20 protein-coding genes and 1 pseudogene are annotated in these 24,956 nt (G+C 65.2%); 3 read left to right on the top strand and 18 right to left on the bottom strand.

What is annotated here, in order from left to right:
- Window positions 1-1,399: 1,399 nt before the first annotated feature.
- Entirely contained in the window at window positions 1,400-1,705 is a 306-nt protein-coding gene (locus NPS58_RS05080; RefSeq protein WP_274114100.1) for a DUF6124 family protein, read from the top strand.
- A gap of 831 nt (window positions 1,706-2,536) precedes the next feature.
- Here the strand turns inward: NPS58_RS05080 and NPS58_RS05075 are convergent.
- From NPS58_RS05075 to NPS58_RS04990, 18 genes and pseudogenes are all read right to left on the bottom strand, one after another.
- The gene (locus tag NPS58_RS05075; RefSeq protein WP_274114098.1) at window positions 2,537-3,577 is read right to left on the bottom strand and encodes a Rieske 2Fe-2S domain-containing protein; all 1,041 of its coding nucleotides are present in this window, start codon (window positions 3,575-3,577) and stop codon (window positions 2,537-2,539) included.
- 138 nt (window positions 3,578-3,715) lie between these two features.
- The gene (locus NPS58_RS05070) at window positions 3,716-5,116 is read right to left on the bottom strand and encodes a DUF1329 domain-containing protein (RefSeq protein ID WP_274114096.1); all 1,401 of its coding nucleotides are present in this window, start codon (window positions 5,114-5,116) and stop codon (window positions 3,716-3,718) included.
- A gap of 87 nt (window positions 5,117-5,203) precedes the next feature.
- Window positions 5,204-6,399: pseudogene (locus tag NPS58_RS05065) on the bottom strand (helix-turn-helix transcriptional regulator).
- A gap of 15 nt (window positions 6,400-6,414) precedes the next feature.
- On the bottom strand, window positions 6,415-8,829 hold the full coding sequence (locus tag NPS58_RS05060; RefSeq protein ID WP_274114094.1) for an efflux RND transporter permease subunit: 2,415 nt from the start codon (window positions 8,827-8,829) through the stop codon (window positions 6,415-6,417).
- Window positions 8,830-8,836: 7 nt separating this feature from the next.
- Entirely contained in the window at window positions 8,837-9,811 is a 975-nt protein-coding gene (locus NPS58_RS05055; protein ID WP_274114092.1) for a WD40/YVTN/BNR-like repeat-containing protein, read from the bottom strand.
- A gap of 115 nt (window positions 9,812-9,926) precedes the next feature.
- The gene (locus NPS58_RS05050; protein ID WP_274114090.1) at window positions 9,927-11,135 is read right to left on the bottom strand and encodes an acetyl-CoA C-acyltransferase; all 1,209 of its coding nucleotides are present in this window, start codon (window positions 11,133-11,135) and stop codon (window positions 9,927-9,929) included.
- A gap of 8 nt (window positions 11,136-11,143) precedes the next feature.
- The gene (locus NPS58_RS05045) at window positions 11,144-11,614 is read right to left on the bottom strand and encodes a MaoC family dehydratase (protein ID WP_274114088.1); all 471 of its coding nucleotides are present in this window, start codon (window positions 11,612-11,614) and stop codon (window positions 11,144-11,146) included.
- A 10-nt stretch (window positions 11,615-11,624) separates the two neighbouring features.
- Window positions 11,625-12,410: an SDR family oxidoreductase gene (locus NPS58_RS05040; RefSeq protein WP_274114086.1), complete on the bottom strand. Its 786-nt coding sequence runs from the start codon at window positions 12,408-12,410 to the stop codon at window positions 11,625-11,627.
- Window positions 12,411-12,723: 313 nt separating this feature from the next.
- On the bottom strand, window positions 12,724-13,602 hold the full coding sequence (locus tag NPS58_RS05035) for an SDR family oxidoreductase (protein WP_274114084.1): 879 nt from the start codon (window positions 13,600-13,602) through the stop codon (window positions 12,724-12,726).
- A 16-nt stretch (window positions 13,603-13,618) separates the two neighbouring features.
- Entirely contained in the window at window positions 13,619-14,770 is a 1,152-nt protein-coding gene (locus NPS58_RS05030; RefSeq protein WP_274114082.1) for an acetyl-CoA C-acetyltransferase, read from the bottom strand.
- Window positions 14,771-14,773: 3 nt separating this feature from the next.
- Entirely contained in the window at window positions 14,774-15,832 is a 1,059-nt protein-coding gene (locus NPS58_RS05025) for an acyl-CoA dehydrogenase family protein (RefSeq protein WP_274114080.1), read from the bottom strand.
- A gap of 9 nt (window positions 15,833-15,841) precedes the next feature.
- Window positions 15,842-17,005 carry an acyl-CoA dehydrogenase family protein gene (locus tag NPS58_RS05020; RefSeq protein WP_274114079.1) on the bottom strand — a complete coding sequence of 388 codons (1,164 nt, stop codon included), beginning with the start codon at window positions 17,003-17,005 and terminating at the stop codon, window positions 15,842-15,844.
- A 9-nt stretch (window positions 17,006-17,014) separates the two neighbouring features.
- Window positions 17,015-17,767, bottom strand: coding sequence for an enoyl-CoA hydratase family protein (locus NPS58_RS05015; protein ID WP_274114078.1), 753 nt, complete (start codon window positions 17,765-17,767; stop codon window positions 17,015-17,017).
- On the bottom strand, window positions 17,764-18,888 hold the full coding sequence (locus NPS58_RS05010) for an NAD(P)H-dependent flavin oxidoreductase (protein WP_274114076.1): 1,125 nt from the start codon (window positions 18,886-18,888) through the stop codon (window positions 17,764-17,766). The genes NPS58_RS05015 and NPS58_RS05010 overlap by 4 nt, the downstream gene beginning before the upstream one ends.
- The gene (locus tag NPS58_RS05005; protein WP_274114074.1) at window positions 18,885-19,805 is read right to left on the bottom strand and encodes an enoyl-CoA hydratase; all 921 of its coding nucleotides are present in this window, start codon (window positions 19,803-19,805) and stop codon (window positions 18,885-18,887) included. The genes NPS58_RS05010 and NPS58_RS05005 overlap by 4 nt, the downstream gene beginning before the upstream one ends.
- A 16-nt stretch (window positions 19,806-19,821) precedes the next feature.
- Window positions 19,822-20,619 carry a CoA-transferase subunit beta gene (locus tag NPS58_RS05000; protein WP_274114072.1) on the bottom strand — a complete coding sequence of 266 codons (798 nt, stop codon included), beginning with the start codon at window positions 20,617-20,619 and terminating at the stop codon, window positions 19,822-19,824.
- A gap of 12 nt (window positions 20,620-20,631) precedes the next feature.
- Window positions 20,632-21,507: a CoA transferase subunit A gene (locus NPS58_RS04995; protein ID WP_274114070.1), complete on the bottom strand. Its 876-nt coding sequence runs from the start codon at window positions 21,505-21,507 to the stop codon at window positions 20,632-20,634.
- An 11-nt stretch (window positions 21,508-21,518) separates the two neighbouring features.
- Window positions 21,519-22,409, bottom strand: coding sequence for a VOC family protein (locus NPS58_RS04990; RefSeq protein ID WP_274114068.1), 891 nt, complete (start codon window positions 22,407-22,409; stop codon window positions 21,519-21,521).
- 193 nt (window positions 22,410-22,602) lie between these two features.
- Between NPS58_RS04990 and NPS58_RS04985 the strand changes: the two genes are divergently transcribed.
- Both NPS58_RS04985 and NPS58_RS04980 read left to right on the top strand, forming a co-directional pair.
- Window positions 22,603-23,772: an acyl-CoA dehydrogenase family protein gene (locus NPS58_RS04985; RefSeq protein WP_274114066.1), complete on the top strand. Its 1,170-nt coding sequence runs from the start codon at window positions 22,603-22,605 to the stop codon at window positions 23,770-23,772.
- Window positions 23,769-24,956: an acyl-CoA dehydrogenase family protein gene (locus tag NPS58_RS04980; protein ID WP_274114064.1), complete on the top strand. Its 1,188-nt coding sequence runs from the start codon at window positions 23,769-23,771 to the stop codon at window positions 24,954-24,956. Before NPS58_RS04985 ends, NPS58_RS04980 begins: the two co-directional genes overlap by 4 nt.

Raw genomic sequence — 24,956 nt, 5'->3', positions numbered from 1 at the left:
CCTGCCGGATTCCTAACTTACCGGTTCGCCAGGCAGCCACTGCCTGATCGCCAGGTAAGAGCGGAATTGCCCCGTGAAAGAGGTACGGCCTGCTTACCCTGCTTTGCCTGGATTACGGCCGCATTGCGGCCGATCGCGGGCAAGCCCGCTCCCACAGATACCGCGCAGGCCAGCAAGAGCGCAGCGAATTGTGCTTTTGATTTTGATCTTGATCTTGCTTTTGATCTTCAGGCCCCGTTAACCAGAAGGGCCGAACGGAGGTGTCGTGGAGGGGCTAGCGCGCAGCGCCTTCGGCGAATGCCGAAGATGCGAAGCGTAGAGTTGCTTGCAACTCGTAGCTCGCATTGCCCCGTAGCGACACCGCACTGAGGGGACCCGAAGCGCAGCGTAGGGCCCCTGGTGGGGCGAGAATTTTTTGCTTACTTTTTTTTCGACTGAAAAAGTAAGGCGCCAAGGGCGCAAAGGTGACTCGACATCACCACAAACAATGGATCAACACACAAGACCTTATCGCGGGCCAAGCCCACTCAGCTGCCGGCTGTTACCTATGTGCGTGAACTGAATTGTTACCTATGTGGTGGCTGCCTGATCGCCAGGTAGGAGCGTCGGTACAGCCTGCTTACCCTGCTTTGCCTGGATTACGGCCGCATTGCGGCCAATCGCGGGCAAGCCCGCTCCCACAGATACCGCGCAGGCCAGCAAGAGCGCAGCGAATTGTGCTTTTGATTTTGATCTTCAGGCCCCGTTAACCAGAAGGGCCGAACGGAGGTGTCGTGGAGGGGCTAGCGCGCAGCGCCTTCGGCGAATGCCGAAGATGCGAAGCGTAGAGTTGCTTGCAACTCGTAGCTCGCATTGCCCCGTAGCGACACCGCACTGAGGGGACCCGAAGCGCAGCGTAGGGCCCCTGGTGGGGCGAGAATTTTTTGCTTACTTTTTTTTCGACTGAAAAAAAGTAAGGCGCCGTAAGGGCGCAAAGGTGACTCGACATCACCACAAACAATGGATCAACACACAAGACCTCATCGCGGGCCAAGCCCACTCAGCTGCCGGCTGTTACCTATGCGCGTGAACTGATTTGTTACCTATGTGGCTGAGCCATACCCTAGTCAGCACCAAGTCCTAGGACCTATCCTACGCAACCTGTCGACCTCAGTTACTTGCCGGGGGAAAGACTTCGCCCTAGGCTCCCTCGGTCACTGAATACTCGGTGATCGGGTTTGGCGACCTGGCAAAATGATACTGACAGAACGCTTCCATTTTTTATGGCGGCTATGTGCGGGAGGGTTTCGACCCTGCCGGGTTTCTCCAGTGTCGTCCCGGTTCGCCAACCCGCACATGGCTGCCACCCATTCGTTTGGCGACGGTGCAGTGGCAGCTCCAACACGACCTGGAGTTGACCATGAAAAAACTCGTCCCCGATCCCCCCACATTGCAGCTCACCCAAACCACCGAGACCAGCGTCAACAGCTGCCCGGAACACCCTCCCCTGTTCAACGTACGCGCAGGCGTGAGTGCCGAAGATGCACTGGTGCACGCCTTGCTGTACCTCAAATGCGCCAGCACCACCGTTGGCCAGGCGGTGCAGCACACCAGCGAAGCGGGTCGAGGATTTGTGTGGTCAACCCAGCATTCAGTTGAAATGGCCAGAGCGCTGATCGATGCCTTGCTCGACGGCCTGGAGCAAGCCCAGGAAACCACTGCCTGATCGCCAGGTAGGAGCGGAATTGCCCCGAGAAAGAGGTACAGCCTGCTTACCCTGCTTTGCCTGGATTACGGCCGCATTGCGGCCGATCGCGGGCAAGCCCGCTCCCACAGGTACCGCGCAGGCCAGCAAGAGCGCAGCGATTTGTGCTCTTGATCTTCAGGCCCCGTTAACCAGAAGGGCCGAACAGAGGTGTCGTGGAGGGGCTAGCGCGCAGCGCCTTCGGCGAATGCCGAAGATGCGAAGCGTAGAGTTGCTTGCAACTCGTAGCTCGCATTGCCCCGTAGCGACACCGCAGTGAGGGGACCCGAAGCGCAGCGTAGGGCCCCTGGTGGGGCGAGAATTTTTTGCTTACTTTTTTTTCGACTGAAAAAAAGTAAGGCGCCGTAAGGGCGCAAAGGTGAACCGGCATCCCCTTGGCAAATGGATATGCTCACCACCCCTTAAAACCCAAATAAAGGTGTGGCCTGGATTACGACCGCTTTGCGGCCGATCACGGGCAAGCCCGCTCCCACAGGTACCGCGCAAGCTTACTTTTTTCGACTGAAAAAAAGTAAGGCGCCGTAGGGGCGCAAAGGTGACTCGACATCACCACAAATAATGGATATGCCCCCTACCGCAACGTCTGCAACCCCTGAAAACTCGGCATCATCACACAAGCCGGACAACTGCGGTCCTTGGCCGGCGTCACCGTCAACGCCGCATACACCACAATCACAACACTCAACAGCGGTACACAGTAGGCTCGAAGGCTTTTTATTTTCATTATCGGCACTCCCGCAACCAGATCAACGCAACACGCCGGCCCCAGGCTGCCCCGGGGCCGACAGCCACTCAACGCTCGTCGACCGTCACAATCTCGCGACGCTCGGCCATGCTCGCCGGCACCAGGTCCTCATCGGTGAAAAACTGCTGGTACCACTCGCGCAACTGGTACACCGGACCATCGTTCTCGGCCAGCACCGGCTTGTCGATACGGATCTTGTGCTTCCAGATATCCACGTCCTGGTAGAACGACGCCCGGTTACCCATCACATAGGCCTGGGCCACCTCGCGGTTCTGCTCCTCGCTCCAGCCCGGCACGCGCTTGACCATGCAGCCAAAGCGCAGCTGGAAGCTGTCCGGCGTCACCGGCACGTGACTGTTGAGCAGAATCGCATGCACCCGCACATCACCAAACATCGAGCTCAGGTGGGTGAAGTGCGTCGCCGGGCCGTAGTAGGCCGACGGCGCGATCAGGTCGCCGCCCAGGCGCTCGGAGTCGCCGTGGAAAATCTGCCGGCCGATATGGCCTTCGAACACGTTGGCAAAGTACTTGGTCGGGGTGCCATGCACCGGACCGAAATGCTGGGCATCGACCAGGTTGTCGACCAGCTCGCGCGGGTTGGTTTCGATGAGCATGGTGTCGATGTTCCACTCATGAATCCACTCGTCGCTGTCCATCTCCTCCAGGTGCGGGATCACCACGCCCTCTTTCGGCGCTCGCCCCTCGGGGTTGTTCCACACGAACAGCAGGTTGTTCTCTTCGCAGGTCAACCAGCTGCGGGTCTTGGCCTTGGGCGGGATGCGCTTGCAGTACGGGATCTCCACGCACTTGCCGGTGGTGTCGTACTTCCAGTGGTGGAAGGGGCACACCACGGTATCGTTCTCGATGGTGCCCTGGGAAAGGTCGGCGCCCATGTGCGGGCAGTAGGCATCGAGGATGCTGATCGCGCCCTCGCTGTTGGCGAACGCCACCAGGCGGGTGCCGAAGATGTTCAGGGTGTGCAGCTTGCCGTCACGGTAGGCGGCAGCATCGCCCAGGCAGTGCCAGCCACGCGCGTAGCGGTGGGTGCGCTGGGTGCTTTCGATGCTTAATTCAGCGAGTTTCGTCATGTTCTTGTTCTTCCTCTGGTGGAAACCCCGGGTCGAGCCTTGCCGGACCAGGCCGCCGGCGCAATCCCCTACCCGACATCATTGAGCAGCCCTTGCGGGCTGCTCATCGTTCAAACGGACTAGATCGACAACGACGCCCTACTGCCCTGCCCGGCGCGCAGCCTCGGGGCCGAAGTCACGCGGGCTGAAACCACCTTTGTTGAGCATGTAGCCGTTGCGCTGCTCGTTGATCAGGTTGAACGCCAGGTAGCTGCCCGCGTTGAGGTCGTGGTAGAGGCCAACCCCGGCCTGGGGCACCTGGGTTTCATAGGCGTAGAAGTAGTTGACCATCGAGGTGCGCCACAGCTCGCCACGGTTGTCGTAGTTGTCGGCGAGCATCGGGAACCAGGTGTCTTCGTCGATGTACAACTTGCGCTTGCCGTACAGGTGGCGATACCCGGGCTTGAGGGTGCCTTCGAGTTCCCAGACCCGATGACGCTCGTAGCGCATGGCCTCGGGGTTGATGTGCCCCGGGGTCAGCAGGTCGGCGTACTTGAGGTTGGCCGCGTGCAGGCGGTAGGTGTTGTAGGGGATGAACATTTCGCGCTTGCCGACGATCTTCCAGTCGTAGCGCTGGCCGGAGCCGTTGAACAGGCGCACCTCGTCCACGGTGATCGAGCCCCCGGAGCCGGGGAAGGCCATGTCGAAGCCATAGCCCGGCGACTGGCGTACCCGCCGGGTTCCGGGGTCGTAGCGCCAGCTCTGGCGCGGCTCGGTCTTGTCGTTCCAGAACTCGGTGCCGGTGTTGATCTCGCCCTTGTCACGCTGGGGCAGCAGGGTTTCGTTGAGGTAGAACGAGGAGTTGCCCACGGTGTCGCCGACCTTGCCCGGCTGCAGCGCCGGCGCCAGGTTGCGCGAGTGCACCCGCCCCCAGTTGATGTTGCCGTCCTTGAGCACATAGGCGTTGTCGGAGACATATTCCTCGGTCCAGGCCCGCAAGGTGAAGGTCGAGGCATTCTTGAGCAGCTCAAGGCCATTGCGCGGCACCGGGAACGGCGTGCCGCCGGTCTTGCCCACGACCCCTTCGCCTTCGTCCACCAGACGCGCGACGCTGGCATTCTCGCGCGTTGCCTCGCACACCGAGTCGGCAAAGCGGAAATCCCGGTGGGTTGGATAGACCGGCATCTTGTAGGTTTGCGGGTAGAGCTTGAACAAGGCCTTCTGGCCGTCCGACAGGTACTCGGCGTATTGCGCAAGGTTGGCCGAGGTGATCACGAACAATGGCTTCTCGTCCGGATACGGATCGACCGGATGATGGCCGGTGCCCTGGAACTGCACCTGTGGCGGCACCCCCAGCCACTTGCCGCTGTAGGGCGGAATGCTGCCATCGGCGTTGCCGCTTTTATCGGCGCCAATGCAGGTCAGCTCGCTGCCCAGGCGCGCCGCATCTTCCGGGGCGGCTTGTACGGAGCCCGCACAGGCTGTGCCCAGCAATACGGCCAGCAGCCAATGATGGCGGCTGCCGTGGGCCTTGAGGTGGGGTGGATTACGCTCGGTCATTGTTGTTCTCCGTGGTTTTCCGGTAGCGGTGACCCAGTATTGGCAGTGGCTCAAAGCCCCACATCGTCTGCTCGGACTAACGCATTTTTACCCGACCGCCTTGACCACCGGCGGCAAGGCCCCGGGCGGCCCCAGGGCCACCACGCTGTTGAGCAGAATGCGCACCAGCTCCGTCTGGCGCCGCACCCCGGTCTTGAGAAGATCGAGCGCAAATGCGCACGGGCCGTGTTGCGGCGAATGTTCAACACCTCGGAGGCCTCCTCCAGCGACAGGCCGTTGGCAAGCTCCATGGCCAGGCCGGTTTCCGCCGGGGTCAGGTTGTACAGCTGCGCGGTGGCCAGGTTGCTGACCAGCGACTTGCCCACCGCATCGCGCACGTACACCACCACGGTCGGCTGACCCTTGCCCTCGACCCACTCCTGGGACGGGATCAGCTCCACCACCACGCCCAGGTTGACCTGGCCTGACGGTCGCGAAATCGACAAGGCAGCGGCATTGCAATGGCCGACATCGCCTTGACGCGCACGCTGGAAGGCGTCGCGCACCAGGCGCGTGAGCTCGCGGTTGTCACTGGGATAGGTGGCCTCCAGGCGCCCGCCCACCAGTTTCAGGCCGTCGTTGCTGTCGAGGATGTCGCGGGCCACCGGGTTGAGCTGCAGCACACTGCCGCTTTCATCGAGCACGATGGTGGCCACCGACAAGCGACTGATGGCCTGGAAATACAGACTGCCCAGCGACTCGCTGCGGTCCAGTTGCGCGTGCAAGTGCAGGGCCCGGCGCAGGTGCGGCAGCAACATGGCACACAATGCCCGCTCGCAGTCGTTGAACCTGGGCTGGTCGCGGCGGCGGTTGATGCGTATGCGCAGCTTGCCGCCGTCGGGCATGCTGATATCGGCGCCGAGCATCTGGAAGCAGCCATAGGGCTGGCAGTACAACAGGTAGAACGAAGAGCCCAGCCACTCGGCCTCGGTCATCAGGTCGTCGATGGTGAACACCTGGTCCAGCGGCAGGCTGTTGAAGGGTGTCGACTTGCTGTAATAGGCGTAGTGCTGAATCTCCCCGGCGCCGCTGACCTCCCCCACCGCCAGCATCGGCGACAGGTAGGGTTCATCGACCGCGCGCAGTATCAATGTGACGATATTGGCCTGGAACAGCAGCTGCAGCTTGCGTAGCGACTCGGCTACCCGGCGGGTATCCAGGGCGCCGTCGTACAGCTCGCCAATCAACTGCTCGTAGCTCTCCAGATCCAGCCCCATCTGCGCCAGCACCTGCGAATTCTGCATAGGAACCCCCCGTGATTATTTTTGTTGGAGCGGGCTTGCCCCGCGATGCGCGGTGACGGTCTGATCGTATAGCGGGGCAAGCCCGCTCCTACCAACCAGTGGCCGGCCCTGGTTGAACCAGGCGGCCAGGGCCGGCAGCAGGAATATCGCACCGAGTACGTTGACCAGGAACATGAAGGCCAAAAGAATGCCCATGTCGGCCTGCAGCTTGAGCGGTGCAAAGGCCCAGGTACCGACGCCGATGGCCATGGTCAGGGCCGTGAACACCGCCGCCGTGCCCCGTTGGCACATGGCCCGGTAGAACGCCTCGCGCAGACCGGCGCCCTCGGCCATCTCATGCTGGATGCGCTCGTACAGGTAGATGCCGTAGTCCACCCCCACCCCCACGCCCAGGGCCATGACCGGCAAGGTGGCGACCTTCAGGCCGATGCCTAGCATGGCCATCAGCGCATTGCACAGAATCGCCACCACCCCCAGCGGCACCAGGATGCACAACACCGCCCGCAGCGAGCGGAAGGTCAGCAGGCAGAACAACGCCACCGAACAGAACAGCGCCGCCAGCATGATCACCTCGGCATGCTTGACCGCCTCGTTGGAGGCCGCCATCACCCCGACGTTGCCGCCGGCCAGCTTGAACGTCACCTGCGGTGCCTTGATCCCGGCAATGATGCGTTTGGCCTCGTTGACCACATGGAACACCGTCGCCCCTTCGTGATCGTTGAGAAATACCAGGATCTGCATGCGCTGGCAGCCTTCGGTCACCAGCCCCGAGTCGGGCGAATAAGCCAGCGAGCCTTGCTGCAGGCCCCGTGACGACCCCGGAATGGCCGACCAGCGCGGGTTGCCCTCGTTGTTGCCGGCGATCATTTCCTTGCCCATGCCGGCGACGCTCTGCACCGACTGCACCCCGGCGACGGCACGCATCTGGAAGTCGAAGGCCTCGACGGCGCGCATCACCTGCGGGTTGAGGCAGGCCTCGGTGCCGGCGTTGGTCTGCACGAACACCGACAGCACATCCAGGCCGATGGAATAGCTGCCGATGATCCGCTGGTTGTCCTGGTTGTAGCGCGAGTCGGCGCGCAGCTCCGGCGCGCCCACGCCGATATCGCCCACTTCGAGCTGGCGCGCCTTGAGCACGCCGGCGCCCAGCAACACCAGGCTGACCGCGAACACCGCCAGCGCCGGACGCGGTTCGGCCAGGGCCGACAAGCGCCACCACAAGGCATGCCGGCGGGTCTGCACATCGGCAGTACGCTTGGCGGGCGCCAGTTGCAGGCCGGCCAGGATCAGCGGCAAGAGCATCTTGTTGGTGACGATCATCAGCATGACGCCGATGCAGGCGGTCACGCCCAGTTCATGGACGATGGGAATGTCGATCAGCATGATCACGGCGAAGCCCAGGGCATTCATCAACAGGGCCAGGGCGCCGGGAATGAAGATCGCGCAAAACGCCTTGTGCGCGGCCCGGCGCGCGTCGCAGCCGGCCAGCACTTCCTGGCGCCAGGCATTGCTCATCTGCACGGCATGGGACACTCCGATGGAAAAAATCAGGAACGGCACCAGCACCGACATCGGGTCGATGCCCAGCCCCAGCAGGGGCAGCAGGCCCAGCAGCCACACCACCGGCAGCAACGCCACCACCAGGGCCACCAGGGTCAGGGCCAGCGAACGGGTGTACAGCCACAGCAGCGCGGCAGTGATCACAAAGGCCACGGCGAAGAACATCAGCACCGTGTTCAGGCCCTCGACCACATCGCCGACCAGCTTGGCAAAGCCCACCACGTTGATTTCGATGGTGTCGCTGTTGTAGCGGGCCCGGATATCTTCCAGGCGCTGGGCGATCTCGACGTACGACACCGGCTGGCCGGTCTTGGGGTCGGTGTCCTGCAGGTCGGCCCGCACCAGCGCCGAGCGCTGGTCATTGGCCAGCAGCCGTCCGACCTGCCCGGCGCGGGCGGCGTTGCTGCGCACCTTGGCCAGGTCTTGCGGGGTACCGGCGTACTGCGGCGGTACCACCAGATCACCCACGTAGCCTTCCTCGGTGATCTCCACATAACGCACGTTGGGCGTGAACAGCGAGGTCACGCTGGGGCGGCTGACCCCGGAGATGAAGAACACATCGTCGGTGACCTTCTGCAACACATCGAGGAACTCGGGGTTGTAGATGTCGCCCTCGCCTTTCCAGCGCACGTTCACCAGCAGGCGGTTGGCACCGGTGAACACCCGGCTGAAGTCGAGGAAGTTGAGCATGTACTCATGGCGCACCGGAATCTGCTTGTTGAACCCCGGGTCCAGGCGCACCTGGGTGGCGCTGTAGCCAAGGCCCAGGCTCAACAGCAGGAACAATGCCAGCCAGGCGCGGCGGTGATTGAGCAATAGATCGGCGCAGCCCTGCACGCAGCGCTGCAGCCGGGTGGTAGTCGAAGTCATGGGAAGCTCACTGTGCATGGGCGGCAAGGCCGCTGTCCGGTCCCTGGGAAACACCGCGTTCACCGGCCACCAACAGGTGCCGGGCATTGAGGGCCACTGCCGAGGTCAGGGTGCCCAGGCCACTGCGCCGGGTGCTGTCGAGCAGGCGCCCCTGGGCATCGAGGTGCACCAGCTGGCTGCCGGCGCCCACCAATACCACCCCGGCTTCACCCGGCAGGCGCGCATGGCCGTAGATCGGCTGAGCACTGTCGAGCGCGACATGCTGCCAGCTGTCGCCGAAGTCCTCGCTGCGAAACACCTGGCCGCGCATGCCATAGGCGACCCAATGCGAGGCCGAGAGGCTGACCACGCCGAACAGCGAACCGTTGTAGAACGCCGGCAGCTGCTGCCAGGTCGCCCCGCCATCGTCGCTGCGCAGCACCAGGCCCTGCTCGCCCACCAGCATGCGTCGCCCCTGGCGGTCGCCGTCCATGCCGTTGAAGTGGGCGCCGTCGCCTGGCAACTCCCGCGCCTGCCAGTGCTGGCCGGCATCGCTGGACTCCAGGTACTTGCCATAGCTGCCGTAGGCCACCACCTGCTGACCGTCGCCACTCCAGACGCCCAGCAAGGGCTCGCCGAGCTCGGCGTCGTAGCGGCTTTCCTGCCAGCTGTTGCCGCTGTCGGCCGAGCGCAGGATCCAACCGTCGTGACCGACCGCCACCAGCACCTCGGGGCTCAAGGCGATCAGCCCGGTCAGGGTCGCCTCACGCTCGGCCGAGACCCGCGCGGCCTGCCATGAGCGGCCACTGTCGAGGCTGCTGAGCAAGGTACCGCGCTCGCCCGCGGCCAACAGCTGCGGGCCGTTGACCAACAGGGCATTGACCTGCACCCGGTCGACCTGCAACTGGGTGGCGGCCAGCGGGGCCGGGTTGCGTGGGGCAAAAGCGAAAGCCACGGCGGCCAGGATCACGCCGCTGACAGCGTATCCGATCAGCTGGCGCATACCGGGCTCCGGGAAATGAGTCGTGAAGGGAGGCACATGGGGCGTCGATCCTGTTGTTATTGTTGACAGGATCATCAGCTCGCCCCACATACCCAACATCGTCCAAATGGCTTAGTCAGTCCAGCTCGAACAGCCCTGCGGCGCCCATCCCGCCGCCAATGCACATGGCTACCACCACATAGCGAGCGCCACGACGACGCCCTTCGAGCAAGGCATGGCCGACCATGCGCGCGCCCGACATACCGAATGGATGGCCGATGGCAATGGCCCCGCCATTGACGTTCAAACGCTCCGCCGGGATGCCCAGGGCATCACGGCAATGCAGCACCTGGCAGGCAAATGCCTCGTTGATTTCCCACAGGCCGATGTCAGCCACGCTCAGGCCAAAGCGCTTGAGCAGCTTGGGCACCGCCAGTACCGGGCCGATGCCCATTTCTTCCGGCGCGCAGCCGGCCACGGCGATGCCGCGGTAGATACCCAGCGGCGCCAGGCCCCGGCGGCGGGCTTCGGCGCGGCTCATCAGCAGGCTGGCGGCAGCGCCGTCGGAGAACTGCGAGGCGTTGCCGGCGGTGACGAATTCGCCCTGCTCGACCCACTGGCCGTCTTTCCACACCGGCTTGAGCGCGGTCAGGTCTTCAAGCCGGGTACCGGGGCGGTTGCACTCGTCGCGGTCGACCCAGATCGACTCATGCCCGGCGGGTTTGCCTTCCTTGTCCAGCAGCAGCTTGTTGACGGTCAGCCCGACGATCTCATCATCGAACAATCCGGCCTGCTGGGCCGCCGCCGTGCGCTGCTGGCTCTGCAGGCTGTACTGATCCTGGGCGGCGCGGCTGATGGCGTAGCGGCGCGAGACAATCTCGGCGGTCTCGATCATCGGGATATAGGCGCTGGGCATCACCTCCAGCACCGCTTCGGAACGGGCCCGGTAGCTGTTCTTGTGCTTGGTCTGGGTCAGCGACAGCGACTCGACGCCACCGCCGATGGCGATGTTCATCTCACCGGCCATGATGCCCTTGGCGGCCACGCCGATACTCATCAGACCCGAGGCGCACATGCGGTCCAGGGCCATGCCCGGCACGCTGTCGGGCAACCCTGCGGTGTAGGCACACAGGCGACCGATGTTGTAGCCCTGGGTACCCTGCTGCACGGCGGCGCCCATGATCACGTCCTCGACGGCATCGGCCTCGATTCCGGCGCGGTCGAGCACCGCGCGCACTACATGGCCGCCCAGTACCGGCGCCTCGGTGTCGTTGAACGAGCCGCGAAAGGATTTGGCCAGCGCCGTACGGGCGGTGGCGACGATAACAACTTCATGCTGGTCCATGGACGGGTTCACTCGCTGACAGGGTTGAAGGTGTAGCGGCTGATGGTGTCGACCACACAGCCCGGGCGCTCCTGGCCCTCGATCTCGACGCTCACGCGCACCACCTGCTGCACGGCGGTGCCGATGGCCTCGGCGCGCAGCACTTCAGCGCGCCCGCGTACTCGCGAGCCCACCGGCACCGGCGCGGGAAAGCGCACCCGGTCGCAGCCGTAGTTCACGCCCATGGCCAGGTTGTCGACGCGCATCAGTTGCGGCAAAAACAGATTGGCCAGGGCCTGGGTCAGGTAGCCGTGGGCGATGCAGGCGCCAAACGGGCCGCTGGCGGCGCGCTCGGGGTCGACGTGAATCCACTGGTGATCGCCGGTGGCTTCGGCGAACAGGTTGATCCGCTCCTGGCTGATGGTCAGCCAGTCGGTGCAGCCCAGGTCCATGCCCTGGGCATCGAGCAGCGCCTGGGCGCTGGTGAATACATGGGTCATCGGCGCGTCCTCAGGCTTGTTGGGAACTGACCGACAGCACTTCGCCGACCATGTAGGAGGCGTAGTCGCTAGCCAGGAACATCATCACGTTGGCCACCTCCCATACCTCGGCGGCGCGGCCAAAGGCCTCGCGCCCGGCGAGGCTGGCCAGCAGTTCTTCGCTGGAGGCTTTCTTGAGGAAGTCATGCAGGGCGATCGAGGGCGACACGGCATTGATCCGCACCCCGAACTCGGCGGCTTCCACGGCACTGCAGCGGGTCAGTGCCATGACCCCGGCCTTGGCCGCGGCGTAGTGGGCCTGTTCCTTCTGCGCGCGCCAGCCGAGCACCGAAGCGTTGTTGACGATCACCCCGGTACCGCGGGGTTGCATACGCGCCAGCATCGCGCGGGTCATGCGCATAGTGCCGGTGAGGGTCACGTCGAGCACCTTGGACCACTCCTGGTCGGTCATCTCGACCACGCGCTTCTGCCCGCCGAGGCCTGCGTTGTTGATCAACACATCGACCCCACCGAGGGCGCTTTCGGCGCTGGTGACCAGGGCCTGGACCTGCTCTTCACACGTTACGTCGCACAACTGGCCGTAGACCGCCTGCAGACCGGTTTGGGCCTTGAGCCGCTCCACGGCTTCTTCCAGCCGGCGTGGGTGAACATCTGAAATCATCAGCGCCCGGCAGCCCTCTTCGGCACTGCGCCGGGCAGCGGCAAAACCGATACCGGCGCCGGCGGCGGCGGTGATCAGCACAGACTTGCCGGCCAGTAACTGGTGGCCGGGCACATAGGGGGGAGCTTGTTTCACAGCGGTAATCTCCAGGGGCTCTTTAGGCAAACAGGTATAAAGCCTTGGCCTGGAGGGAACATCGTCAAAACGGGGTATGGATCGCTGGCAAGACCAGCCTCCACAGGTTCGGCGCAGGCCCGCAAGAGCGCAGCGATTGTGGCTGTTGGCTTGTTGTGGGCTGGCTTGTTGTGGGAGCTGGCTTGCTGTGGGAGCTGGCTTGCCAGCGATGCGGCCAGCAAGAGTGCAGCGAATTGAGTGATCTACCGGCCTCATTAACCAGCGTAGGGCCCCTGGTGGGGCGAGAATTTTTTGCCCGCCCCACCCAAAGCAATCAGCTACCCCAAACCTTCTGCGCCCCCGGCGCCTGGGCAAGGATCTCATCCACAACAACCCCCACCTCCTCCACCCGCCACGCAGCGCCCTTGTCGCGGGTAACCCCGGTGCGCCAACCATCGCCCAGCGAAATCCGCCCACCCTGGCTCTCGAACACCTGTCCGGTCACATGCCCGGACTGCTCGCTACCCAGCCACACCACCAACGGTGCCACGTTTTCCGGCGCCCAGGCATCGAAACTGCCATCCTCCGGCTTCTTCACCAGCTCCGGCATCGCGCCCTCGGTCATCGCCGTGCGCGCCGCCGGCGCCAGCGCGTTGGCCGTCACTCCATAGCGCCCCAGCTCCGCCGCCTGCACCAGGGTCAGCGAGGCAATTCCGCCCTTGGCCGCGGAGTAGTTGGACTGGCCGATCGACCCCTGCAAGCCGGCCCCGGAACTGGTGTTGATGATCCGCCCCGCCACCGGGGTACCCGCCTTGGCCAGGTCGCGCCAACGCCGCGCCAGCACATTGGCCAGGCAGTAATGCCCCTTCAGATGCACGCGCATCACCGTGTCCCAGTCATCTTCCGACAAGCTCAGGAACAATCGGTCACGCAGCACCCCGGCATTGTTGACCACCACATGCACCTCGCCGAAGGCCGCCAGCGCGGCATCGACGATACGCTGGGCACAGTCCAGGGTGGTGATGTCATCGCTGTTGGCGATGGCCTGGCCACCGGCCGCCCGGATCTGCCCGACCACATCGCGAGCCGCTTCATCGCGAATATCGTTGACCACGACATTCGCGCCCTCGGCGGCGAACGCCAGGGCATAGGCGCGGCCCAAGCCGCCGCCTGCGCCGGTGATAATTACGGTACGACCGCTACACATTGCCATGTGGCACTCCTGACATTCAAAGACGTTCAATGATGGTGACGTTGGCCTGGCCGCCGCCTTCGCACATGGTCTGCAGGCCGTAGCGGCCGCCCGTGCACTCAAGCTCGTTGAGCAGCGTGGTCATCAGCCGCGCACCGGTGGCGCCCAAGGGATGACCCAGGGCGATGGCGCCGCCATTGACGTTGGTGCGCGCCGGGTCGTAGTCCAGTTCCTTGGCCCAGGCCATCACCACCGAGGCAAAGGCCTCGTTGATTTCCACCCGGTCGATATCGGCCATGCGCAAGCCGGCCTTTTGCAGGGCCTTGCGGGTTGCGGCAATCGGCGCGGTGAGGTGCCAGATCGGGTCGTCGCCCATGACCGTGAGGTGATGGATACGCGCCCGTGGGGTCAGGTCGTAGCGCTTGAGGGCCGCCTCCGACACCACCAGCAGCGCCGCCGAGGCGTCGCAGGTCTGGCTGGAAACGGCGGCCGTAATCCGCGGAAACTGCGGGTCCACCGGCTCCAGGCTGGCCATTTTTTCCAGGCTGGTCTGGCGTGGGGTTTCATCCTGGCGCAGCTCGCCGTAGGCCACGATTTCGCGATCGAAACGGCCACTTTCGATGGCCGCCAGGGCCCGCTGGTGGCTTTGCAGGGCGAACGCCTCCATCTGTTCGCGGCTCAGCTGCCAGTGTTCGGCAATGCGCTGGGCGGCATAGAACTGGTTCACAGGCTGATCGCCAAAGCGCTTGCGCCAGCCAACGCTGCCGCTGAACGGGTCGGGAAAACCCAGCGGCTGGCCAGCCAGCATCGCCGAGCTGATCGGGATGCGTGTCATGGTTTGCACGCCGCCCACGGCGACCACGTCCTGGGTGCCGCTCATCACCGCCTGGGCGGCAAAATGCACGGCCTGCTGGGACGAGCCACACTGGCGGTCCACCGTGGTGCCCGGCACGCACAGCGGCAGGCCGGCGGCCAGCCAACTGGTACGGGCAATGTCGCCGGCCTGGGCGCCGATGGTGTCGACGCAGCCGAAAATCACATCGTCGTAGTCTTCGGCGGGAATGGCGTTGCGCTGCACCAGCGCCTTGAGCACGTGGGCGCCCAGGTCGATGGCGTGAACCTCCGACAACGCGCCCTTGCGCTTGCCGGTCGGGCTGCGCAGGGCATCAACGATATAAGCCTGGGGCATGGATCAGTCCTCGAAAGTATGGCCCGGACCCAGCCGGGCACCGGCGGCGAACAGGTAGTCGCCGACGCGGGATTTATGAAAACCACGGTCGCCCCAGGCCGCGTCCAGCGACCAGGCACGCTTCATGAACATCTGCAGGTCGACTTCCCAGGTGTAGCCCATGGCGCCGTGCACCTGGATGCCCTTGCGCGCGGCCAGCCAGCTGGCCTCGCAGCAGGCCAGGCGCGCCTGGGACACCCAGCGCCCGGCACTGGCATCCCCCCGGGCCAGGCCATGGGCGGCGCGGTACAGCACCGGCTTGGCCTGCTCGATCTGGCGGGCGACATCGGCCAGGTGGTGTTTGACCGCCTGGAAGCTGCCGATCGGCTTGCCGAACTGCTTGCGCTGGGCCACATAGTCCACCGACAGGTCCAGCATGCGCTGGGCCAGGCCCAGCAGTTGCCCGGCCACCGACAACGCACCACGGTCGAGCAAGCGTGCCTGCAAGGCATGGCCCTGCTCGCCGTCGATCAGCAAGGTCGCCGCGCTGGCGCGCCAGCTGACCCGGCCCAGGCGCCGCGAGGCGTCGATGCTGGGGTTGGCCTCGACGTCCACTTCGGCACGGGGTATTGCGTGAATGGCGTCGCCGTCGCAGAGGATCAGTACTTCGGCCAGCTGCGCATCACTGACCAGCGGGTTGATCGGATGGCCGATGGCCAGGCGCACACTGCCCTCGGCAATCCGCGGCAGCAGCCGGGCCCGGGCCGGGTGATCGACCGGCAGGCTGGCCAGCAACCCGGCAGCCACGTAGGCGGTATCGGCCAGCGAGTCGGGAATGGCGTAGTAGCCCAGTTCCTGGGTCATCAGCGCCCACGCCACATCGTCCATGCCCAGGCCACCTTCGGCCTCGGGCACCGACAAGGCGGTCAGGCCCTGGGAGGCAATCTTGTTGCGCAAGTCCGGGGAGCGCCCGGCGTCGGTGTCCCAGATTTCCCGGAGCATTTCCGGCGCCGCCTCGGTCATCAGAAAACGGCTGATGGCCTCGCGGAACGTCAGCTGATCATCGCTAAAGGTGAAGTCCATGGCCTGCTCCTACTTCGGCAAACCGAGCATCCGCTCGGCAATGATGTTGCGCTGGATTTCGTTGGTGCCGGCATAGATCGGCCCGGACTGGGCGAACAGGAAGCCCTCCAGCCAGCCACCGGCATCGCCTGCGGCCGGGGCACTGGCCAGCAGCTCGCCACGGGCACCGAGCAGGCGCATGGCGGTTTCGTGCATCTTCAGGTCAAGCTCCGACCAGATGATCTTGTTGATGCTCGACTCGGCGCCGATCTGCGCGCCCTGGCTCAGGCGCCCGACCGTGTGGTAGGCCGACAGGGCATAGGCCTCGGCGGTCATCCAGCAGTCCTGCACGGCGTCGCGCAGGCCAGGATCGCGGTCGGCGCTGGCCTGGTGGGCCAGGTACAGTTCCACCAGCTTGCGTGCGGTGTACTGGAAGCGCGCCGGCGAACGCAGCAGCAGGCCGCGCTCGAAGCCGGCGGTGGCCATTGCCACGTGCCAGCCTTCGCCCTGGGCGCCGATACGATTGGCCACCGGCACCCGCACATCGTCGAAGAACACTTCGGCAAAGGCATCCTTGCCGTTCAGGGCCTTGATCGGCCGGATGCTCACCCCAGGGGCGTTCAACGGCACCATCAGGAACGACAGGCCATGGTGACGAGTGGAGCCCGGTTCGCTGCGGAACAGGCCGAACAGCCAGTCGGCGTAGATCGCCCGGGTCGACCAGGTCTTCTGGCCGTTCAGCACGTAGTGGTCGCCGTCGAGCAACGCCTTGCTGGTGATCGCCGCCATGTCGGAGCCGGCATTGGGTTCCGACCAGCCCTGGGCCCACATGTCGGTGCTGGCCGCCATGCGTGGCAGAAAGTGCTTTTTCTGCTGCTCGGTACCGAACTCCATCAGGGTCGGGCCGAGCAGCAACTGGCCATTCTGGTTGACCCGCATCGGCGCACCAGCGCCGTAGTACTCCTCTTCGAAAATCAGCCATTCGATCAGGCCGCAACCGCGACCGCCGAGCTCGGCCGGCCACATCACCATCGACAGGCGGCTGTCGAACAGCTTGGCTTCCCAGGCGCGGTGCTGCTCGAAGCCCTCGCGGGTGTCGTAGCTGGCCAGCGGTTCGGCCGGCAGGTTGTGTTTGAGCCAGGCGCGCACTTCGGCGCGAAAGGCGATCTGTTCAGGCGTATAGGTAAGCTCCATGGCGTTCCCTCAGAACTTCGCGTCGCGTTTTTCGACGAAGGCCCGGCGCGTCTGGGCCGAGTCCGGGCTGTTGTAGGCCTGCAGGGTGAAGCCTTGCTCCCAGCGGTATTTGTCTTCCAGGTTGCCGTCTTCGATACCGTTGAGCGCCTCCTTGGCGATGCGGATCATGTGCGGGCTCTTGCTGGCGATACGCCCGGCAATCTCCAGGGCGGTTTCGCGCAGTTGCTCGCGCGGCACCACGCGCTCGATGAAGCCGTGCTGGCTGGCCTCGCGGGCCCCGATGCTGTCGCCGGTAAAGAACAGGTAGCGCACCTTCTGCACCCCGAACAGGCGCTGCAGGTGGGCGCCGCCGCCCATGGCGCCACGGTCGACTTCCGGCAGGGCAAAGCTTGCGCACTCGGCGGCCACCACGATGTCGGCGGCACCGGTGATGCCGATGCCGCCGCCGAGCACGTAGCCGTGCACGGCCACGATCACTGGCACGGGGCTGCGGTGCACGGCCTTGAAGGTGGCGTAGTTGCCGGCATTGACCGCGACGATGCGCTCGGGGTGGGCGTCGAGTTCCTTGATGTCGACACCGGCGCAAAAGCCCCGGCCCTCGGCACGAATAACGATCACCCGCACCTCGGGATTGGCGCCCAGGGCTTCGATGTGTTCGGCCAGGCCCTGCCATTGCTGGCTGTCGAGGGCGTTGACCGGCGGGTTGGCGATCACAAGTTCTGCGATCCCGGCGTTGAGTTCAGAGGTAAAGGCAGGATTCACAGGGTTTCTCCAGTGTTCGCCAGGCGAATTGAGGGGGCAGGTTCACAGGCCGGCTCGCGCCGGGCCAACAGGGCGTTCAGACAGCGCTCGGCTTCCTCGGCGATGCCTTCGATGACCTCGCGGCAACTGAGCAGTTCGTTGATGGCGGCGGCCACCTGGCCGCTGGGCAAGATGCCCTCGTCGGGCAGGCCGTCGACCATCGAACGCTGCAACAGCACCGGCTGGTTGGCCGCCATCACCACCTGCGACAACGCCGAGGGGTCTTCACGCAGGCCGCGCATGAACACCCCGAGCATGTGCCCTAGGCTCATGCCGGTGTGCTGCTTCCACTGCCAGGCGCTGCCCAGGGCGATGCGCAGGCGGCCGAACGGCCCGGCCTGCTCCAGGCGGTTGATGAAGGGGTTTTCGATCATGCGGTGGCGCATGCCGTCGACGGCGGTCGTCACCCTCACCTGCTGCGGGTCGTTGACCTTCAGGTAGCGGGCCAGGGTCGAAGGCGGCGTGGGCGATTCGCGGGTCATCAGGAACCGCGTACCCATGGCAATGCCACTGGCACCGGCGGCCAGGGCCGAGGCCAGGCCGCGTCCGGTGGCAAAGCCGCCGGCTGCGATCACCGGCACACTGACCGCGTCCAACACTTGCGGCAGCAGGATCGAACTAGGCACGCCGCCGGTATGCCCACCGCCCTCGCCGCCCTGGATGGTGATCAGGTCGGCGCCCAGGGCCTGGGCCTTCTGCGCATGCTTGACGGCGCCGACGGTGGGAATGCACAGCACTTTGGCCGCCTTGAAGCGAGCAATGGTCTGCGCATCCGGCCCGCGGCCGTAGCTGACGGCACGCAGGCGATAACGAATGGCCAGGTCCACGCACTGCGCCGCGTTGTCCTGGAACATGTGGAAATTGAGGCCAAAGTTGCTGCCGCCGGTGGCGTCGATCACCTTGCGGATCTCGCCTTCCAGGTCCTTGCCGGCAATGGTCGCTCCCGCCAGGAAGCCAAAGCCCCCGGCACGGCTGGTGGCGATCACCAGGTTAGCGTCGGCCACCCAGCCCATGGCCGTCTGCACGATCGGGTAGCGGCAGCCCAGGGCCTCGGTCAGCGCAGTGTTCATCCAGGTGCTCATGACGACTGCTCCTGGCGGCTGGCGTGCTCCTGGCGATTGGCGTTGGCCATGCCCTTGGCGTCGAAGCCACCGAGCTTGTCGCCCGACAGCAGTTCGTTGTGGGCATGGGCAAAGTGGTGCCAGGCGAAGGCTGCGTCCATGGCCGTGCGCTTGCCTTGCAGGTCTTCGACGTGGTTGATCGCCTGCTTGGTCAGCGCCAGGCCCATGCGCGGCTGGCGGGCGATGCTGGCTGCCAGGGCGTAGGTGGCCTGTTCCAGTTCGGCGGCCGGCAGCACGCGGTTGACCATGCCCATCTCATAGGCACGGCTCGCCGACATGCGATCGCCCGTGAACAGGAACTCCTTGGCGATGCGCGGGTTGAGCTCATAGGGGTGGGCGAAATACTCCACCCCCGGAATGCCCATGCGCACCACCGGGTCCTGGAAGAAGGCATCGTCGCTGGCGACGATCAGATCGCACACCCAGGCCAGCATCAGGCCACCGGCGATGCAGGCGCCGTGGACCATGGCGATGGTCGGCTTGGGCAACTCGCGCCAGCGCCGGCACATGCCCAGGTATACCTCCTGCTCGCGTGCATACAACTGCTCGCCGCCGGGTTTGTTGGTGTGGTCCCACCACAGGTGCGCGCGCTCGAACGGTTTGTTGATATCGCGCCCCGGCGTACCGATATCGTGGCCGGCAGAAAAATGCTTGCCGGCCCCGCGCAGCACGATGACCTTGACCTGGTCATCGTCCACCGCCTGGCGCAGCGCGGCATCCAGCGCGTAGGTCATCTGCGAGTTCTGCGCATTGTTGAAGGTCGGCCGGTTCAGCGTCAGCGTGGCGATGTGCTCGGCCACGCTATAGAGCACGGGCGCCTCGGTCTCGTAGACCGCAAGGTCTTCACGTTCCACGAACTGGCTGTCGCTGCTGTGCATGTTGGCGCTCCTCGGATCAGGCGGTACGAATGCCGGGCGGGTTGCCCTTGATTGCCGCGGCGCGGTAATCGTGGGGATCGAGCCGGCGGATCAGGGCCAGTTGTTCGGCGCTGGGGTGTGCGGTTTCCTGCAGCAGTGGCGACTTGAGCAACGGGAAGCCGGTCTTGTCCTGGACCTCGTCGAAACTCACCCCTGGGTGCAGGGTGCGCACCTGGACGGCGCGACCGGGGCCATCGAAGTCCAGGGTGCAGAGGTCGGTGACCACCCGGCGGATGTCCATCAGGTCGCGGCGCACGCCCTCGGGCCAGCGCTCGGCCTTGAAGCCGACGCCCGAGACCATGTCCACTTCACCGCTGACGAACACGCGGTTGTTGTGGTTAGGCACGAAGAACGAGTTGAGGTGGTTGATGCTGTTGCCCGGCAAGCCGCGTACCCCGAGGATCGCGCTCTTGGGCTTTTGATAGTCACCGATGCACGACAGGTTGGTCTGGCCCCAGCGGTCGATCTGGGTCGGGCCGATCATGGCGTGGCGACGACCGCCCCACACGCATTCGAATACCCGCTCGAACGACAGATAGCCCGAGTAGCGCGGCTGGTAGCCGTCCCTTGGGCCCAGCGGCACCGGCTCTTCGACCAGGAACGCCTCGCTGTCGGTCATCAGCAGCTGCGGGCTGTGGGTCAGTTTGGCCAGGCTTGCCCCCAGGCGCGGAATCACGCCCAGGCCCGAGGCAATCACTTCTCCATCGCCACGCCAGGCTTCGGAGGCGGCGACGATCATCAGTTCGGCGAGGGTGAACTCACAGGTTGCAGACATTTTTCATCCTCCTCAGAACACAGGCAGGGGCAAGCTGCCCATGCGTGCGACGCCGCCGTTGGCGTCTTGATAGGCCTGCTCACCACCGGCCACGTAGGTGCTGACGTACTGCTCCCAGCCCTGCTCCTGCTGGCTGCTGGCGACGTAGCCCTTCAGGTGCTGAAGGTCCCAGCCGTAGTCCGATGGGCAGGAGGTGGGGTGCGCGCCCAGCGGTGCGTGCACCACACCGGTCACCAGGTAGCGCTCGAAGGTGTTCAGGCGAGCCTGCTCGGCGTCCAGCGACAGACGCTCCTCCAGGCGCTCGCACGACACGAAGCACTGCTGGGCGGCGCGGGCGAACAAGTGATCGAAATACGGGTCGGGGCCGGTCACCAGGCAATTGCCCAGGCGGTCGGCAACGTTGACGTGCAGGAACGCCACGTCCAGCTCCAGCGCCGGCATGGCCAGCAGCACCTCGCCGTCGGCATAGGGCGAGGCGATGGTCTTGAGCGCCGGGTTGAGCGCTGTCACATCGGTGGCCAGGCCGCAGCGGGTGGGCAGGAATGGCAGGCGCATGCCGGCGGCGCGCAGGCCCCACTGGAACATGCCTTCGTCCAGCTCCAGCAGTTCCAGCTCACCGGCTTCACGGGCCTTGCGGTAGTAGGGTTCCAGCGGGATGGCGTCGAGGGTGACAAAGCCGAAGATCAGCTTGCGCACCTTGCCGGCGGCGCACAGCATGCCCACTTCCGGACCGCCATAGGCGACCACGGTGAGGTCCTTGACCGGTGAGCGCAGGATCTCGCGCACAAGGGCCATGGGCTTGCGCCGCGGCCCCCAGCCACCAAAGCCGATGGTCATGCCATCGCGCAGTTGTGCGACCGCATCGGCCGCCGTCAGTTGTTTGTTCATGTGCAGGTTCCTTACTGTTGTCCGACCGAGAAGTCGTGCCCCCAGATGCTCACGCGGGTGAATTCGAACGCCGAATGCTCGGCCCAGTCGACCTGCAGGCCACCAAAGCCGTATTCCAGGTCAAAGGCCGACGGCGTCTTCATGTAGAAGCTGGTCATGCGGTCGTTCAGGTGCTGGCCCAGGCTCGCCGACAGGCGTACGTCGTGGGCCAGCAGACGGTCATGGGCGCGGCCGACTTCGGTCATCGAGTCGACCTCGACCATCACGTGCACGCAGCCTGAAGGCACCGGGTACTCGGCCAGGGCCAGGCTGTGGTGGCGGGCATTGCGACAATGCAGGAAGTGGATGCGGATCGGCGGCGCCGACGGATCAGGGCGGAAGTTGAAGATGTCCGACAGCTCGAAGCCCAGCACGTCCTTGGCAAAGGCCAGGGTGGCGTCGAAGTTCGGTGCCGGCAGCACGGTGTGGCCCAGGCCCATGTCACCGGTAATGAAGCGCGGCACCCCCTGGGGTGAGACGAACGGCTGGCAGTCGGAACGATGGCCCCAGCTCAACTCATGGCAGTTGCCCGACGGGTCGACCAGGCTGACCAGCGCTTGCACGCCGCGCTGCTCGACCTGCTCGGCGCTGCCGCGCTGGCACTCGATGCCACGCTCGCGCAAATGCGCCAGGGCCGCCTCGAATGCCTGCTCCGAGGCCAGCTCCCAGCCCGAGGCCACGTAGCGCGGTTCGCTGCCTTCGACGATCAACATGCGAAACGGACGCTCGTCCATCTTCACGTACAGCCCGCCCGCAGGCGCCGGCTGCACTTGCATGCCGAGTACGTCTTCGGCGTAGCGCTGCCACTGGCTGAGGTTCTCGCTCATGGCGACGAAATAGCTCAAACCACGAATCTCGATCATGCCGCTGCTCCTGAATGGCAAATCCGGTACTGGCTGCCATTGTGCGAAGCGCGCCGATCGCCCTCATCGTCCGTTGAGACTACGCCCCCTTGGTGCCGGGCCCGGCTTGCGGACTAGTCCGTTTCAATGATTCGTCGGCAAAAGCGCCGCTCCTAGACTCGGGCCTCTACCCGCCTTGACCGAGTCGACGCTTATGGAGTTCGCATTCAACGAAGAACAACTGATGATCCAGGACAGCGCCGCGCGCTTTCTCGCCCAGGTCAGCGATTCCCAGGCGGTGCGCGCCGCCATGGCGCTGCCCGGGGGCTACGACCCGGCCCTGTGGCAGCGTATCGGCGAAGAGCTGTACTGGCCGGCACTTATGATCCCGGAGCGCTTCGGCGGGCTGGGGCTGGGGTTTGTCGAGCTGGCGATCCTGCTGGAACAGAGCGGCCGCCACCTGTTGTGCGCACCGCTGTTCGCCACCACCTGCCTGGCCACGCCGGCCCTGCTGCTGGCCAGCAACCCGGCCGTGCAGGACCACTGGCTTGGCGCGATTGCCGGCGGCGCCTGCGCCACCCTCGCCTTTGCCAGTGCGCCCGGCCTCGATGCCGACAGCGTGCAGGCCGTGGCCGAGCCGGCAGGCGACGGTTACCGCTTGAACGGCCAGTACCTGCAAGTGATCGATGGTGCCCAGGCCCGGCTGTTGATCGTGGCGGCGCGCGCTGCGGGCAGCCAGGGTGACACGGGTATCAGCCTGTTCGCAGTGCCGGCGGACAGCCCCGGCATCACCCGCCACACCCTGCCCACCCTCGACCAGACCCGCCGCCTGGCGCGCCTCGAGCTCGAGGACGTCGCCGTAGCGTCGGCGCAACTGCTGACTGACGCGGGCCAGGGTTGGCCATTGCTGCGCGACGTGCTGCTGATCGGCGCCATCGGCCTTGCCGCCGAGCAGACCGGCGGCGCCCAGCAGACCCTCGACCTGACCTTGGCCTATATCGGCGAGCGGCATCAGTTCGGTCGTGCCATCGCCAGCTTCCAGGCCATCAAGCACCGCTGTGCCGACCTGATGCTGCAGCTGGAATGCGCCCGTTCGGCGGCCTGGTACGCAGCCTGCGTGGCCCAGGAGCGGCTTGACCCGGCTGGCGACGCGAGGGTTGCGGGTGAGTTGCTGGAAGCAGCCGCTACCGCGCAGATCCATGCCAGCGAAGCGTTTTTCACCTGCGCTGGCGAGTCGATCCAGTTGCATGGCGGTGTCGGCTTTACCTGGGAATACGACCCCCACCTGTATTTCAAACGCGCCCGCGCCAGCGAGCAGTTGCTCGGCAGCCCTGCCCTGCACCGCGAACGCCTGGCGGCGCAGCTATTTGGAGACGCACCATGAAAATCGGATTCAGCGCCGAGGATGAAGCCTTCCGCGCCCAGGTCGCCCAGTGGCTGAGCGAACACCTGCAGGGTGAGTTTGCGCCCTTGCGCTTTCGTGGCGGGCCCGGGGACGAGCACAGCTTTCCCGAACAACGCAAAGCCTGGGAACGGGAACTGGCCGCTGGTGGCTGGATCGGCGTGGGCTGGGCTGCAGCCGAGGGCGGGCGTGGGCTGAGCCTGAGCCGCCAGGTGATCTTCCATGAAGAATACGCCCGCGCCGGCGGCCCGGGCCGCATGGGGCACATTGGCGAAGGCCTGGTCGGCCCGACCCTGGCCGCCTTCGGCAGCCCGGCGCAAAAACAGCGGTTCCTGCCGGGCATCCTCAACGGCACCCAGTTCTGGTGCCAGGGCTACTCGGAGCCGGGCGCGGGCTCCGACCTTGCCAACGTACAGACCCGCGCCCGCCTGGACGACAGTGGCGAGCACTGGTTGATCAGCGGGCAAAAGGTCTGGACCTCACTGGCCCACGAGGCGGACTGGTGCTTCGTACTGGCCCGCACCGAACCGGGTAGCCGTGGCCATCATGGCCTGTCGTTCCTGCTGGTGCCGATGGACCAGGCGCAGATTCGCGTGCAACCGATCGAACAGATGACCGGCAGCAGTGAGTTCAACGAAGTGTTCTTCGACCAGGCCCGTACCTCGGTCGACAACATGATCGGCCAGCCCGGCGAAGGCTGGAAAATCGCCATGGCCCTTCTGGGCTTCGAGCGCGGCGCCTCGACCCTGGGCCAGCAGATGCAGTTTCACAATGAGCTGGCGCAAGTGATGGCGGTGGCCAAGCGCAATGGAGCGTCACGCGACCCGCTGATGCGCCAGCGCATTGCCCAGGCCTGGGCGGGCTTGAAAGTGCTGCGCTACAACTCCCTGCGCATGCTCTCCGGTGCCCAGGACGGCAGCCTGCGGCGTGAAGCGATGATCTACAAACTGGCCTGGTCGACCTGGCATGCCGAACTGGGCAAGCTGGCGATGGATGTGCTGGGGGATGAGGCCGAAGTGCTCGAAGGTGCGCCGTACCAGCTGAGCCGGCTGCAGGCGCTGTTCCTGTTCAGTCGGGCCGACACGGTGTATGGCGGCAGTAACGAGATCCAGCGCAACATCATTGCCGAACGGGCGTTGGGGATGCCGCGCGAGCCGCGGGCCTGA

Origin of the sequence: Pseudomonas putida, from assembly GCF_028682455.1 — a bacterium.
GTDB lineage: Bacteria > Pseudomonadota > Gammaproteobacteria > Pseudomonadales > Pseudomonadaceae > Aquipseudomonas > Aquipseudomonas putida_AA.
Note: the sequence above shows the minus strand (reverse complement) of the source record. Positions and strands in the feature narration are given on the sequence as shown.